Origin of the sequence: Leucobacter iarius, assembly GCF_039530105.1 — a bacterium.
Taxonomy (GTDB): Bacteria; Actinomycetota; Actinomycetes; order Actinomycetales; family Microbacteriaceae; genus Leucobacter; species Leucobacter iarius.
On sequence record NZ_BAAAOB010000001.1, the window covers coordinates 135,220 to 149,459 of the forward strand.

The window sequence follows — 14,240 nt, forward strand, 5'->3', positions numbered from 1 at the left end:
GGACGCGCCTCGATCAGATGTTGTTGACGTCGAGCGGGATGCCCGGGCCGAACGTGGTCGAGACGGCACCCTTGATCAGGTACTTGCCCTTCGACGACGCCGGCTTCAGACGCACGATCTCCTCGAGCACCGAAGCGATGTTGTCGTTCAGCTGCTCGGCCGAGAACGAGGCCTTGCCGACGATGAAGTGCACGTTGGCGTGCTTGTCGACGCGGAACTCGATCTTGCCGCCCTTGATGTCGGTCACGGCCTGAGCCGCGTTCGGGGTGACGGTGCCGGTCTTGGGGTTCGGCATCAGACCGCGGGGGCCGAGCACCTTACCCAGACGACCGACCTTGCCCATGAGCTCGGGGGTCGAGACGGCCGAGTCGAAGTCGGTGTAGCCTGCGGCCACCTTCTCGATCAGCTCGTCGCCGCCGACCTCGTCGGCACCGGCAGCGAGAGCCGCCTCAGCCGCGGGGCCGGTCGCGAACACGATGACGCGCGCCGTCTTGCCGGTGCCGTGGGGCAGGCTGACGGTGCCGCGGACCATCTGGTCCGCCTTGCGGGGATCCACACCGAGCTTGACGGCGACCTCGACGGTCGAGTCGGTCTTGGTGGAACCGGTCTCCTTCGCCAGGGCCACGGCCTCGGCGGGAGAGTAGAACTTGCCTGCTTCGATCTTCTCGGCAGCGGCGCGGTACGCCTTGGACTTCTGTGCCATTTCCGTACCCCTTAGCCTTCGACCGTGATGCCCATGGAGCGAGCGGTGCCCGCGATGATCTTCGAAGCCGCGTCGATGTCGTTCGCGTTGAGATCGGCCTGCTTCTGCTCGGCGATCTGACGAACCTGCTCGGCGGTGACCTTCGCGACCTTGACGGTGTGCGGGGTGCCCGAACCCTTCTGCACGCCGGCTGCCTTCTTCAGGAGCTCGGCGGCCGGCGGGGTCTTCAGGACGAACGTGAACGAACGGTCCTCGTAGACGGTGATCTCGACGGGGACGATGTTGCCCCGCTGGGATTCCGTGGCCGCGTTGTAGGCCTTGCAGAATTCCATGATGTTGACGCCGTGCTGACCCAGCGCAGGACCCACGGGGGGTGCGGGGTTGGCGGCGCCGGCTGCGATCTGAAGCTTGATCAGACCGGTAACCTTCTTGGCCTTTGCCATGATGTTTCCTTTCCTCGAACGCGCGCGCTTCCGCACGTGCTCTCCCGCGACTTCCGGCCGTTCCGGAACGCGGTGCGCGGTTCGCATCGGCGCTCGCTGCTTCGGGAAGCAGGATCACGCGGACGCAAACCACAACAGTGTAGCAGGGATCGGGGGTGCGAGCGAGGTCGCGGCGGTCGGACGCAGTCCACCAGCGGGCCGCCCCCAAACGCGAACGCCCCGCTGCTCGGGAGCAGCGGGGCGTTCGGCGAATGCAGACCTCGAGGGTCAGACCATCTTGGTGACCTGGTCGAAGCTGAGCTCGACCGGAGTCTCGCGCTCGAACAGGGAGACGAGCACGGTGAGCTTGCCGCTCGCCGGGTTGATCTCGCTGATCGTGCCGGGCAGGCCCTCGAAGGAGCCCGACTTGATCGTGATGGTCTCGCCGACCTCGAAGTCGATCTCGACGTTGCCCTGCGCGGCGGCGGTGGCCGCGGCCTTGCCCTTGGCGGTCGCGACCGGCTCGAGCTCGACGGTGCTCTTGAGCATCTCGAAGGCTTCCTTGAAGCGCAGCGGCACGGGGTTGTGCGCGTTGCCGACGAAGCCGGTCACGCCCGGGGTGTGACGCACGACGGACCAGGAGTTCTCGTTGAGGTGCATACGGACCAGCACGTAGCCGGGGATCCGCACGCGGGTCACCATCTTGCGCTGACCGTTCTTGACCTCCATGACCTCTTCCATGGGGACCTGGATCTCGAAGATGTCGTCGACGGCGCCCATGGTCTCGCGGCGGTTCCAGAGGTTCGACTTGACCTTGCGCTCGTAGCCCGCGTAGCTGTGCACGACGTACCACTTGCCCGGCTTGACCCGCAGCTCGCGCTTGAACGCGGCGTAGGGGTCCTCGGCATCCGCCTCGGCGTCCGCAGCGGCCTCGCCGTCCGCGGTGGACTCGGCGATAGCGGTCGCCGCGGCATCGGCCTCGGCCGGCTGGTCGATCTCGAGCGCGTCCTCGACCACGGCGTCCGCCTCGGGGTCGGCGGAGCGGGCCAGCGCGTCGAGGGCAGCGTCGAGGTCGGACTCGGGGGTGTTGTTCTCGGTCGTCATCTGACTTTCTTGCTCTCTCGCGAAAAACGAAATCTCTGGGATCGGAGCGCTAGTTGAGCGGAGTTCCGAAGATGAACAGGGTGGCCGCACCCGCCGCCAGGTCGAGGACCCAGACGAGCGCCATCATCACGACGACGAAGCCGATCACCACGAGGGTGTAGTTGATGAGCTCCTTGCGGGTCGGCGTGACGACCTTCTTCAGCTCGGCGACGACCTGCCGGAAGAACAGGAGAATCCGACCGAACCAGCCGCGCTTGGCACTGTCGGCCTTGGCGCGCTCGACGAGGCCGCCACCGGACTCTTCGATTTCACTGCTGCTCACGGATTCCCGTCCTTTCATCGCCCCGTCGCTTTCGCGACCGCGATGCGACGAGGTGTGGCAGGGCGGACAGGACTCGAACCTGCAACCTGCGGTTTTGGAGACCGCTGCGCTACCAATTGCGCCACCGCCCTATGGAGTGCTTATCCGCCGAATTTCCGACCCCTTCGGGCATAGGAAATTCTGGCAGAAGTCAACTACCGCTGATGAGTCTACGGGATCACCGCCCGGATGTCGAACGCGGCCCCGTCATCCCGGGCGCGCCGCGCACCGATCGGAGGCCCGGATCCGGCTCTCCCAGCGAACGCATGCGAACGGACCGCACCCTCCGCCGTAGGATGGATACGTGAGCCACATCTCCCGTCTTTCAAAGAAGATCGGCGCCATCGCCGAGTCCGCAACGCTCAAGGTCGACGCGAAGGCGAAAGCCCTCCAGGCCGCGGGTCGTCCCGTCATCAGCTACGCCGCGGGCGAACCCGATTTCGCGACTCCCGCGCACATCGTCGACGCGGCCCGTGCCGCGCTCGACGACCCGAAGAACTTCCGCTACACCGCGGCCGCGGGCCTGCCCGAGCTGCGCGAGGCGATCGCAGCCAAGACGCTCCGCGACTCCGGACTCGAGATCCCCGCATCGCAGATCATCGTGACGAACGGCGGCAAGCAGGCCGTCTACGAGTCCTTCCAGGCGCTGCTCGATCCGGGCGACGAGGTGCTGCTCCCCGCGCCCTACTGGACCACCTACCCCGAGGCCATCCGCCTCGCCGACGGTGTGCCCGTCGAGGTCTTCGCGGGCTCCGAGCAGGGCTACAAGGTGACCGTCGAGCAGCTCGAGGCCGCGCGCACCGACCGCACCAAGGTGCTGCTCTTCGTCTCCCCGTCCAACCCGACCGGCGCCGTCTACTCCCCCGAGGAGACGAAGGCGATCGGCGAGTGGGCCGACGCCAACGGCCTCTGGGTCATCTCGGACGAGATCTACCAGAACCTCACCTACGACGGCGTGCGCGCCGTCTCGATCGTCGAGGCCGTCCCGGCGCTCGCCGATCGCACGATCCTCGTGAACGGCGTCGCCAAGACCTACGCCATGACCGGCTGGCGCCTCGGCTGGATGCTCGGCCCCGCGGACGTGATCAAGGGTGCCGCGAACCTGCAGTCGCACCTCAGCTCGAACATCAACAACATCGCGCAACGCGCGGCGATCGCGGCGCTGAACGGCCCGCAGGAGCCGATCGAGCAGATGCGCCAGGCCTTCGACCGTCGCCGCAAGACGATCATCGCCGAGCTCAACAAGGTCGACGGCTTCCACGCCCCGACCCCCGAGGGCGCGTTCTACGCCTACGTCGACGTCGCGGGCGCGCTCGGGCGCGAGATCGACGGCGTCACGCCGACCACCTCGCTCGAGCTGGCCGACCTGATCCTCGACCGGGCCGAGGTCGCGGCGGTCCCCGGCGAGGCCTTCGGCCCGTCCGGCTTCCTCCGCTTCAGCTACGCGCTCGGCGACGATGCACTGCTCGAGGGCGTCCAGCGCATCCAGAAGCTGCTCGGCACGAACTGACGCGAGCGCATCATGCGTCGACTCGAAGGGCGGCAGGATCCTCGGATCCTGCCGCCCTTCGGCGTCCCGATCGCAGCGCACGGCCTCCGGTCGCGCCGGGGCCACCTGCTCTCGCTGCTGCTCGTGCTCCTGCTGCTGGTCGCCGTGTTCGCGGTGCACGAGACGCTCGCCCGGGTCGCCCCGGCTGCCGGGGCGACCGGCACCACGACCCAGGGCGCGACCGTACGCATCGCCGCTCCCCTGCCCGGTCCCGATCCCTCGACTCCGATCGCGGAGACCTGGCGCGCCCCGGCCGACCTGCCGAAGCACGGCGCGGTCGTGCCCCTGAACGGCGCGCTCCAGATCCCGTCGACCGCAGGTTTCTCCGCTCGCTCCGCGTCGCTCTACCTGCCACCCGCCGCGCTGACGCGGGATCCGCCGTCGCTGCCCCTCGTCGTCTTCATGATGGGGCAACCCGGATCCCCGGATCCCGGACCGATCAGCGAGGCCATGGATCGCCTCGCCGCGGAGCACCACGGCCTCGCTCCGATCGTCATCGTCGCCGACCAGCTCGGCGCGATCGACAACAACCCCGCCTGCGTCGACTCGGCCGCCTTCGGCGGCGTCGAGGAGTACTTCACCACCGATATCCCGCGCTGGGCCCGGGCGCACCTCCGGATCCTCTCGAACGCCTCGTCCTGGACGATCGCAGGCTTCTCGAACGGCGGCGGCTGCGCACTGGACTGGGGCCTCGCGCACCCCGAGCTGTGGGGCAACGTCGTCAGCCTGTCCGGCGAGTCCTATCAGGGGACGGAGTTCCCCGAGCAGGTGCTGCAGCAGGTGTTCCGCGGCGACGAGGCCGCGTACGAGGCGGCGAAGCCCGCGACGAAAGCGGCGGAGAACACCGGCGGCTACGCCGGGCACGTCGCGGTGTTCACGGCGGGCGATCAGGACGCCCAGTTCACGGAGCAGACGCAGCTCGCCGCGCAGATCGCCCGCGACGCGGGGTTCGAGACCTCGTGGTTCGCGATCCCCGACGCGGACCACAGTGGCGCCCTCGTACCCGGGCTCCTGAAGGCGTTCCCAGTGCTGTTCCCGCGCATCGGGCTCACCGCGGCCCACTGAGCCGCGAAGCGCGGCGCAGATCGCGGGATCAGTGCGCGCGCAGCACCTGGTCGAGTACCTGCTCCATCGACTGATCCTGCCGGAACAGCAGCCAGTCGAGGCAGGCGCCGGCGAGCGCGCCGAAGAAGGCCGCGCCCGCGATCTCGGTCACCTCGTCCGCCGTGGGATCCCCGGCGACCCGGCGGGCCTCGCGCAGCACATCGCGGAACCGCACCACCACGGACGACCTCGCCAGATCCATGGCCGAAGCCCACGGCCGATCCGTGCGGAACACCTCGGAGGCCATCAGTTTCGCGAGGTCCAGGTTGCCGCGCAGCGTCTCGAGCGTGGCACCCGCGACCGCGCGCGGCGCATCCGCCGGGGCGACACCCACGCGCGCGGTGTCGATGGCCTCCGCCAGGTGCTCGAACCCGCCCTGGATCACAGCCTCGAAGATCGCGTCCTTCGACGCGAAGTTGTAGTACAGGCTGCCCTTCGCGACCCCGGCCGCCTCCGCGATCTGATCCATCGAGGCGCCGCTGATGCCGTGCTCGGCGGCCACGCGCACCGCCGCGTCGCGGATGAGCTGCTTCGTGTTCACGCGTGCCATGCGTCCATCCTCCCCTACCGCGGGTGCCGCCGTGCCTCCGTGCGGAGATCCGCACGATCCCGGATCCGATTCCCGTGGAATCTCCGATCTCGTGCGGATCTCCGCGCGAGGGCCGCAACCCCTCCCGCTAGATCGCGAGCTCGGGGTGCAGACGCTTGATCGTCCACACCTTCTGCCGGCGCGCGGCGACCGCACTGATCGCGAGCGAACCGATGAGCACCGCGAGCATCACCAGGAGCGCCCCCCAGAATCGACCGTCGATGCCGCCGCCGATCAGCTGCCGCAGACCGTCGACCACGTAGGACGCGGGCATGAACGGGTGCAGCACCTGGAAGAATCCGGGCGTCGTCTCGACCGGGTACGTGCCGCCCGACGACGAGAGCATCAGCATGAGCAGCACGAGGCTGACCACGCGGCCCGTCGCCGTACCGAGCACCGCGATGAACATCTGCTGCAGCGCGAGGAACGCGAACGTCGTCAGCAGCATGAACAGGCTCATGCCGATCCAGTGCACCGGTCGCAGACCGATCCCGAACACCAGCACCGACATCATGATGATCACCTGGCCGACGCCGATCAGTGCCGCAGGGCCGAAGCCGGTGAGCACCGAACGCAGACCCGAGACGTTCGACGCCAGCGGGCGGCGCGGCATCGGGCGCAGGATCAGCCACGTGATGAGCGCACCGACGAAGGACGCGAGCGCGATGAAGAACGGGGCGAAACCGCCGCCGAAGCCCTGCACGCCGTTCTCGGTCGTCTCGTCGAGCTTGACCGGAGCGGCCATCGTCTCGGAGATCTTCGCGGTCTGCCCCTCGGCGAAGGTCGGAGCCTCGGCGGCGCCGTCCTTGAGCTTCGACGCGAAGGTGCCCGCGCCGTCGTCGACCTTCGTCGCGCCCTTCACGAGGTCCTTCGACTTCGAGCTGGCCTCCTGCGCGCCGTCGTTGAGCTTCGTCGCGCCGGCGGCGAGCTCGGGCGTCTTCGACGCCAGCTGCCCGGCGCCGTCCGAGAGCTTCTGAGTGCCGGCGGCGAGCTGCGAACTCCCTTCCGCGACCTGGTCGGCTCCCGACGAAAGCTCACCGAGCTTGTTCTCGAAGGCCTGGCTTCCTGCGTAGGCGGAGCCGGACTTCTGCGCGAGCGTCCCGACACCGGCCGAGAGCTTCGCAGCTCCCCCTGCGAGCTCGCCGGACTTGCTGTCGAGCGTCGCGATCCCACCGGAGAGTGCCCCTGCGCCGGTCGAGAGCTTCCGCGCCGCAGCGTCGATAGATCGCGCGGATCCGTCTAGCGTCGCCGTGTTCTCGGCGAGCGTCTTGGCGCCGGATGAGAGGGAGGCGGCCCCGTCCCGTACCTGCCCGGCCCCGGTCGAGAGTGCCGCCAGCGAGGCGCCACGCGCCTGAAGCGCCGCGTCGAGTTCTGCGAGCGTCATCGTGGGGTTGGCCGCGGCGAGTTCGGCAATGGACCCGACACCGGCCGCCACCTGGGAAGCCCCCGAGTTCACCGCCTCCGCTCCCGTGGAGATCTCAGTTGCGCCGGCGCTCAGCTGGGGCGTCCCTGCCGCGAGCTGGCCGGTGCCGGTCGACAGCTGCGCCAGGCCTGCTGCGAGCTGGATGCTCGAGGCGGAGAGCGTCTTGACGCCTTCCGCGAGCTGCGAGCTTCCTGCCGCGAGCTCCGTGGACTTCGTCGCGAGAGTTCCGGCCCCGCTCGACAGCTGCCCGAGCCCATCGCGAAGTTCACCGCTCTTGCCCGCGAGCTGCGAGCTGCCATCGGCGACCTTCGCACTACCTGCCTTCAGCTTCGCGCTGCCGTCGCGGGCCTCGCCGGCGCCGCTCGCGAGCTGCTGCGTGCCGTCGACGAGCGCGGGGGCACCCGCGGCGATCTCGGCCGTGCCGTCGGCGAGCTTGCCGAGACCGACGCTGAGCTTGCCGCTGCCCGTCGCGAGCGCCGAAGTGCCCTGCTCGAGCGTGCCCGCGGCGTCGGCCGCGGTGCGAGTGCCGTCGCTCAGCTTCTCGACGCCCACGAGCACCTGCTCGGCAGCGGTTTGCGTCGCCGTCTCGGCGACCGCGCCGCGCAGCTGCACCATGGCCTGCTTGCCCAGCGTCGACGCGAGGAACGAGTTGTTGTCGTTGTAGACGACCTGGATCTCGCCGGCCTTCGGATCGTCCTGGAGCCCGGCGAGCGTGCTCGAGAAGTCCTTCGGGATCGTGACCGAGAAGTAGACGTCACCGTCCGAGACCGCCGTCGCCGCCTCGTCCGCGTCGAGCGTCTTCCAGTCGAGGTCCTTGCGATCCTGCAGCTGCTCGACGACGTCGTGGCCAGCGGAGAGCTTCGACCCGTCGGGCTTCTCGGCGGACTCGTCGAGGTTGACGATCGCCACGGGCAGCTTGTTCATGTTGTCGGTGGGCGCCCAGAACGCCCAGAGGTACAGGGCGCCGTAGATGAGCGGGATGACGAGGAGCACGACGAGCGAGATCTTCGGCAGGGTGCCCTGCTTGAAGCGCTTCAGCTCGGTGCTGCGGGTGAGGAGTGACATTGCGGTTCTTTCGACTATCGGTGACGTTCGTCGGTGCTGCGGCGCGGCCGGAGCGGAGGGATCAGAGCTCGACGACGGTCGGCTCGTGGGCGGCGAAGAGCTCGGCGTCGCCCGGGTCGCTGGTGGCGAGCACCACGCGGATCCCCTGCGTCGCGAGGGCGCTCAGGCGTTCGGCCACGACGGCGCGCTCCGCGGGATCCCGCACGGCGTCGAAGTCGTCGACGACGAGCAGCTCGGGACCCTCGATCAGGGCGAGCGCGATGCGCACGAGCATTTCTTCGGCGGCGCCCAGCTCGCGCACGAGCGTTCCGGGATCCGGCTGCTCGAACTCGCCGAAGGCCGCGGCCAGCAGCTCGGACGAGAGTTCGGGGGTGATTCGGGGCGTGCGCCGGTACCAGGGCATCGCCCAGGCGAGGCGCTCGCGCAGGATCGCACCGAGCGTGACGGCGTGCTCGAGCGCGTCGACGGCTTCGAAGCCGACGACGCCGGTGCGGCTGCGGATCTCGCCGAGCCGGGTCTCGCCGAGCGTGGTGAGCTCGCCCCCGCTCAGCTTCATGCGGCCGGAGATGCTGAGCAGCAGCGAGGTGCGCCCCGTGCCGCGGGAGCCCAGCACCACCGACACCGGGCTCGCGCTCGCGACGGTGAGCGGACCGAAGACGGTGCCGCGGTCGGCGGTCACGGTCGCGCCGCGCAGCTCGAAAGCGGGGCGGGTGGTGCCGGCTGGCCCGGCGACGGTCGCGGGTGCGGAGGTCCCGGTCGGCCGATCGAGTTCCAGGATCTGGGTCGGATCCGATGCGTTCACGGAGATTCCTCTGGTTCGATGCATTTCTAAACTGACTAGTCAGTCTAAAACGATGAACCTGGGAGCGCAAGCAGCTTCAGCCGCGCTCCGCCTGCGGGCACGCACCGCCCGGCCGCTTCACGCGCTCAGCCGGATATACGCCTTCAGCCGGACGAATCGCTGGGATTCGTCCGGCTGAAGGCGTATATCCGGCTGAGCGCACGCCCCCTCGGGCGTGCGACGCTCCGCTACGCGGCGTCGCCCGTCGCGATCACCTGCGCCTCGCCCTCCGCGCTCTCGTGCGGGGTCGCGCCGACGCGGTGCAGGAGGTGCCCGACGCTCGCGAGCACGACGATCGAGACGACGAGCGACGCCGCGCCGATCCAGTAGGGAGCCGCAGCGCCCAGACCCGCGGCGATGGGGCCGGCGACGGCCGGCGCGATCGCGCCGCCGATGAAGCGCACGGCCGAGTAGGTGGAGGATGCCACGTTGCGCGGCAGGTCCGTCGCCTCCATGACCGCCTCGGTGAGGGCGGTGTTCATGATGCCGAGCAGCAGGCCGCTGACGATGATCACCACGACCAGACCGGCGAAACTGCCGACGAACAAGCCCAGCAGCGCGAGGCAGACGGTGAGCCCGCCGAGCATCGTGAAGAGCACGGGGCGCAGGCCGAAACGACGAGTGAGCACGGGCGCGACGAGCACCGAGGTGATCGCGAGCGCGAGGCCCCAGCCGAAGAACACGAGGCCGAGCTCATGCGCCCCGAACGCGGTCATGCCTGCCGCCTTCGCCGCGGCCTCCATCGGATACGGGCTGTAGGCGAGCAGCACGAAGAAGCCGAAGTTGTAGAAGAAGGCCACCGCGGCGAGCGCGAGCAGCGCCGGGTTGCGAAGCGCCCGGAAGCTGGCCGTGAACGAGGGCCGCGCCGCACGCGCCACCGCACGCTCGGCCGCGCTCTGCTTCGGAGCGCGCAGCAGCACGAGGATCGCGATGAGGGCGATCGCCATGAGCGCCGAGGTCCCGAAGAACGGGCCGCGCCACGAGATCGACCCGAGCGCGCCGCCGACCAGCGGACCGATCGCCATCCCGACGCCCAACGCGGCCTCGTAGAGCACGATCGCCTGCCGGGATCCGCCCGATGCCGCGCCGACGATGGCCGCGAGGGCGGTCGAGATGAAGAGCGCGTTGCCGAGGCCCCAGCCGGCCCGGAATCCGATGATCTCGTCCACGGTGCCTGAGAGGCCGGCGAAGGCCGCGAACACCACGATGAGGATCAGCCCGAGCACCAGGGTCCAGCGCACACCGAGCAGACCGGAAACCCAGCTGGTGAAGAACATCGCGATGCCGGTGATGAAGAGGTAGCTCGTGAAGAGGAGCATCGTCTGCCCCGAGCTCGCGCCGAGCTCGTGGCTGATCGCGGGGAGGATCGGGTCCACGAGCCCGATCCCCATGAAGGAGATGGCGCAGGCGAAGGCGATCGCCCAGACCGCGGTGGGCTGGCGCAGGATCGAGGCCTTGCGGGGCGCGGCGGCCCGGCCGGCCGCGCGGGCGCTGCCCGGGCTCGGCACCGGTACGGATCCGGTGGATGGCTGGGGATCGGTGAGCGTACTCGTGATGACTCCTTCGGAACTGGTGGTGGCGGTGGGACGAGGGGTCAGACGCGGTCGACGCCGTCGGCGAGCTGCTGGAGCAGCTCGGCCGCGCGCGCGAGCGTGGCCCGGTCGAAGTCGGTGAGGTCGGCGAGCAGCGGACGGAAGCGTTCGGACGCCGCACGCCGGTAGTCGGCGAGCGCCGCGGATCCGGCCGCGGTGACTTCGATACGTGTGGCCCGCCCGTCGTCCGGATCGGGCCTGCGGTCGACCCAGCCCTCGGACTCGAGGCGCTGCACGAGCGCGGTCATGGAGGGCTGCGCGATGCGCTCGCGCTGGGCGAGTTCGCTGACCCGGGCGGGGCCCTGCAGCTCGAGTTCGGCGAGCACCCGCCACGCCACGGTCGAGTAGGTGCTGCCCGGGACCCGGCCCGCGAGCCGGGTGAACCTGGATGCCGCCCGAGTCAATTCGAGAGCCAGGTGATCCATCTGTCCACCGGCACCGGCGCTGTTCTCTTCCACAGCAAGCAACTGTAGCACTATTTATATAGCTTTGCTATGCAAATGGCGCCCAGCTCTATTCCGCTCGAAACTTCCCGTTGACAAGGTTGCTTGTTTTTTGCAAGCTATTGGCATCGGGCAAGCCCGAGTCACCGAACGCACAAGGGAGTCATCGTGATCTTCGTCAACCTCACCACCAAGGACCTCGAACGCAGCAAGGCGTTCTACACGGCGCTCGGCGCCGACATCAACCCGCTCTTCACCGACGAGAACGCCGCGTGCATCGTCTGGGACGAGAACACCTACTTCATGATGCTGACGCACCAGCACTTCTCGCAGTTCACCGAGAAGCCGATCGCGGATCCCGAGACGAGCGCCCAGGTGTCGGTCGCCTTCACCCGAGACTCCCGCGAGGCCGTCGACGCGATCGTGGAGGCCGGCGTCGCCGCCGGCGGCTCCGAGGCCGGCGAGGCCAAGGACTACGGATTCATGTACCAGCGCGGTCTGCACGACCCCGACGGCAACATCATCGACTTCAACTGGATGGCGCAGGCCGCCGCCGAGCAGGGCCCCGAGGCATACGTCGCCGAGCACGGCGCAGGCCCGGATCCGGTCCCCGGATCCTGAGATGGCCGCGCGCAGCTACGGCCAGTACTGCGGCGTCACCTCCGCCGTCGAGCTGGTCGGGGAGCGATGGGCGCTGCTCATCCTCCGCGACCTGCTCGTCGGCCCCCGCCGATACACCGATCTGAAGCAGGGCCTCCCCCGCATCCCGACCAACATCCTCAGCACCCGTCTCAAGGAGCTGCAGGAGGGTGGTGTGGTGCGTCGGGTCCCGCTCGCCCGGTGCGGCCTCGTCTACGAACTCACCGAGTACGGACGCGCGCTGGAGCCGATCATGATCGCGCTCGGGCGCTGGGGGTTCCAGACCATGGGCGATCCCGAGGACGGCGACATCGTCACCCCCGACTCGCTCAGCATGGCGCTGCGCACCTCGTTCCGCCCGGAGCACGCCGCCGACGCCGACTACGAACTCCACGTCGGCGAGGTGGCCCTCCGCGCGACCGTCCGCGATCGCGCACTCGCCATCGCGAGGATCGCGCCGGATCCGACCGTTGCGGGCAACCGCATCCCCGACGGCGACCCCGACGGCGTGATCGTCGCGGGGCCCGGCATCCGACGCCTCATCGGCGGCGAGGTTGACGCCGCCGAGGCACTCGACCAGGATCTCGTCGCCGTGGTGCGGGGCGACGCCTCACTGCTCGGCACCTTCGCCGAGACCTTCCGCATCGATCGCATCATCCCCGCGCCCGACCGGGACGTCGCCGAGCGCGCACTCACCTGAACGGAGTCCGCCATGCCTGAGCAGAATCCGGCCGGTCGCATCGTGATCGACCTCTTCACCACCCTCGACGGAGTCGCCCAGGCTCCGGGCGGGCCCGACGAGGATCCGAGCGGCGGCTTCCGCTTCGGCGGTTGGCAGGCGCCGTTCGCCGACGACCTGGCCGGCCGCACGATCCTGGACGGGATCCGGAACATGGACGCGCTGCTCCTGGGCCGCCACACCGCCGACATCTTCACCGCCTACTGGCCGCTGCACGACGACACCGAGATCGGGAGGATCCTCAACTCCCTCCCGAAGTACATCGCTTCACGGGATCCGGGGACGCGGCTCGATTGGGACGGCAGCACTCGGATCGGGGACGACCTCGCGAGCGAGATCTCGGCGCTGCGCGCCCGGCACCGCGAGACGCACGTGATCGGCAGCCTCGACCTGGCGCAGACCCTGTTCGCGGAGCGGCTCTTCGACGAACTGCGGCTCTGGGTCTACCCCGTCGTTCTCGGGGAAGGACGCCGCGTGTTCCCCGATGGCGCCGCGCCGCGCAATCTCCGGCTCGTCGAACCGCCGGCCTCGGGGAGCGCCGGTGCCCTCCTGCTGCGCTACGCGCCGCTCCCCGGGGAGCCCGCGACCGGAATCATGGGCGCTTCCGACTCGCCCGAGTAGCCGGATCGTCCTACACAGCTCGGGTCCGACACGAGTTCTCCACAGATTGCGTTCGGCGGCCGCAAGGCGCACCGAACGCGCCTAGCCTGGCTGGTATCCACACATCCGGCAGACCGAGGAGGCAGTTTGGAGCTCAGCGCGCTCGTCACCGTCCTCGTCGGCTTCGTGACGCTCGGCGCCACCCTCGGCGGCATGATCCTGACGACCAGCCGACGCTCAGAGGGTCGCCTCACCCATCGCATCGACGGTCTGGAACACCGCATCGACGCGGTCGGAACCGCCCTCACCAACCGCATCGATGCAGTCGAGACGAAGCTCACCAAGCGGATCGACCAGGTCGAATCCCAACTCGGCAAACGAATCGACGCTGTCGACGCGAAACTCACCAAACGGATCGACCAGGTCGAGACGAAACTCGGCGACCGGATCGACCAGGTCGAGACTCAGCTCGGCAAACGAATCGACCAGGTCGAATCCCAGCTCGGCAAACGAATCGACGCGGTGGACGCGAAACTCTCCAAGCGGATCGACCGAGCGGAGAATCGCTTCGGGGCGCGCTTCGACCGGGTCGACGATCGACTGTTCGCCCTGGCGACCCACACGGGACCCCTCGACTTCTCCCACCCGGAGCAGTTGGGACCGGAACCGCGATCCGCATAGGCGGAGGGCCGCTCAGCGCTTCACCCGAGACGGCTTCGGCGCCTTCGGCGGAAGCGCAGCGACGTAGGCCAGCGCTCGCCCGATCCACTCCGCCGCATCCGAGTCCACCGGCAACGTCAGGTACCCGCCCATCGGCCGCTCGGCCGGACCGAACGGCCCGCCACCGGACGCGGCCAGCACGGCCGCGTCCGGTTCGGCGAGCTTCACACCGAGATCGGGCCCGAACAGCCCCGCGAACATGTTGCCGTTCACGAACGCCCCGAGCTGGCCGAACATCGGCTTCACCTCCGCCTCGGGAGCACTCGCGCCCACCTCCGCTATCAGATCGCGGAAGCGCTGCTTCTGTTCCTCGGAGGCCCTCGGCATCTGCATCTCGGATCCGCCC

Annotated in this window: 16 protein-coding genes and 1 tRNA gene; 5 read left to right on the forward strand and 12 right to left on the reverse strand. The window is 69.2% G+C overall.

Going from position 1 to position 14,240, the window contains the following annotated elements; translation table 11 throughout:
• Positions 1-13: 13 nt before the first annotated feature.
• From rplA to ABD169_RS00570, 5 genes are all read right to left on the reverse strand, one after another.
• Complete coding sequence (gene rplA, locus ABD169_RS00550; protein WP_046455295.1) at positions 14-703, reverse strand: 50S ribosomal protein L1; 690 nt, start codon at positions 701-703, stop codon at positions 14-16.
• An 11-nt stretch (positions 704-714) separates the two neighbouring features.
• The gene (gene rplK / locus ABD169_RS00555; protein WP_046455296.1) at positions 715-1,146 is read right to left on the reverse strand and encodes a 50S ribosomal protein L11; all 432 of its coding nucleotides are present in this window, start codon (positions 1,144-1,146) and stop codon (positions 715-717) included.
• Positions 1,147-1,413: 267 nt separating this feature from the next.
• Entirely contained in the window at positions 1,414-2,229 is an 816-nt protein-coding gene (gene nusG, locus ABD169_RS00560; protein WP_344027929.1) for a transcription termination/antitermination protein NusG, read from the reverse strand.
• 49 nt (positions 2,230-2,278) lie between these two features.
• Positions 2,279-2,551: a preprotein translocase subunit SecE gene (gene secE, locus ABD169_RS00565; RefSeq protein ID WP_344027933.1), complete on the reverse strand. Its 273-nt coding sequence runs from the start codon at positions 2,549-2,551 to the stop codon at positions 2,279-2,281.
• Between the two features lie 55 nt (positions 2,552-2,606).
• Positions 2,607-2,682, reverse strand: a tRNA-Trp gene (locus ABD169_RS00570).
• Between the two features lie 212 nt (positions 2,683-2,894).
• On the opposite strand from ABD169_RS00570, the gene ABD169_RS00575 reads away from it, so the two are divergent.
• Positions 2,895-4,100, forward strand: a complete 1,206-nt coding sequence (locus ABD169_RS00575; protein ID WP_046455298.1) for a pyridoxal phosphate-dependent aminotransferase — start codon at positions 2,895-2,897, stop codon at positions 4,098-4,100.
• A gap of 12 nt (positions 4,101-4,112) precedes the next feature.
• Positions 4,113-5,204, forward strand: a complete 1,092-nt coding sequence (locus ABD169_RS00580) for an alpha/beta hydrolase (protein WP_344027937.1) — start codon at positions 4,113-4,115, stop codon at positions 5,202-5,204.
• A gap of 28 nt (positions 5,205-5,232) precedes the next feature.
• On the opposite strand, the gene ABD169_RS00585 is transcribed toward ABD169_RS00580, so the two are convergent.
• The 5 genes from ABD169_RS00585 to ABD169_RS00605 form a co-directional block, all read right to left on the reverse strand.
• The gene (locus ABD169_RS00585; RefSeq protein ID WP_344027940.1) at positions 5,233-5,793 is read right to left on the reverse strand and encodes a TetR/AcrR family transcriptional regulator; all 561 of its coding nucleotides are present in this window, start codon (positions 5,791-5,793) and stop codon (positions 5,233-5,235) included.
• A 127-nt stretch (positions 5,794-5,920) separates the two neighbouring features.
• The gene (locus ABD169_RS00590; RefSeq protein ID WP_344027943.1) at positions 5,921-8,320 is read right to left on the reverse strand and encodes a YhgE/Pip family protein; all 2,400 of its coding nucleotides are present in this window, start codon (positions 8,318-8,320) and stop codon (positions 5,921-5,923) included.
• A gap of 61 nt (positions 8,321-8,381) precedes the next feature.
• Positions 8,382-9,122, reverse strand: coding sequence for an ATP-binding cassette domain-containing protein (locus tag ABD169_RS00595; protein ID WP_344027946.1), 741 nt, complete (start codon positions 9,120-9,122; stop codon positions 8,382-8,384).
• A gap of 227 nt (positions 9,123-9,349) precedes the next feature.
• A complete protein-coding gene (locus ABD169_RS00600; protein ID WP_344027948.1) occupies positions 9,350-10,669 on the reverse strand; it encodes an MFS transporter in 1,320 nt (439 codons plus the stop codon).
• An 86-nt stretch (positions 10,670-10,755) separates the two neighbouring features.
• Positions 10,756-11,211, reverse strand: coding sequence for a MarR family winged helix-turn-helix transcriptional regulator (locus tag ABD169_RS00605; RefSeq protein WP_344027951.1), 456 nt, complete (start codon positions 11,209-11,211; stop codon positions 10,756-10,758).
• A 153-nt stretch (positions 11,212-11,364) separates the two neighbouring features.
• Between ABD169_RS00605 and ABD169_RS00610 the strand changes: the two genes are divergently transcribed.
• Genes ABD169_RS00610 through ABD169_RS00620 form a run of 3 tightly spaced genes read left to right on the forward strand, consistent with a single transcriptional unit; the run spans position 11,365 to position 13,195 of the window.
• A complete protein-coding gene (locus tag ABD169_RS00610; protein WP_344027954.1) occupies positions 11,365-11,817 on the forward strand; it encodes a VOC family protein in 453 nt (150 codons plus the stop codon).
• Between the two features lies 1 nt (position 11,818).
• Positions 11,819-12,535 carry a winged helix-turn-helix transcriptional regulator gene (locus ABD169_RS00615; RefSeq protein ID WP_046455305.1) on the forward strand — a complete coding sequence of 239 codons (717 nt, stop codon included), beginning with the start codon at positions 11,819-11,821 and terminating at the stop codon, positions 12,533-12,535.
• Positions 12,536-12,547: 12 nt separating this feature from the next.
• Complete coding sequence (locus ABD169_RS00620; protein ID WP_344027958.1) at positions 12,548-13,195, forward strand: dihydrofolate reductase family protein; 648 nt, start codon at positions 12,548-12,550, stop codon at positions 13,193-13,195.
• A gap of 216 nt (positions 13,196-13,411) precedes the next feature.
• On the opposite strand, the gene ABD169_RS00625 is transcribed toward ABD169_RS00620, so the two are convergent.
• Positions 13,412-13,795 carry a hypothetical protein gene (locus tag ABD169_RS00625; RefSeq protein ID WP_344027960.1) on the reverse strand — a complete coding sequence of 128 codons (384 nt, stop codon included), beginning with the start codon at positions 13,793-13,795 and terminating at the stop codon, positions 13,412-13,414.
• 72 nt (positions 13,796-13,867) lie between these two features.
• Positions 13,868-14,227, reverse strand: coding sequence for a TfoX/Sxy family protein (locus ABD169_RS00630; protein ID WP_344027963.1), 360 nt, complete (start codon positions 14,225-14,227; stop codon positions 13,868-13,870).
• Positions 14,228-14,240 lie beyond the last annotated feature (13 nt).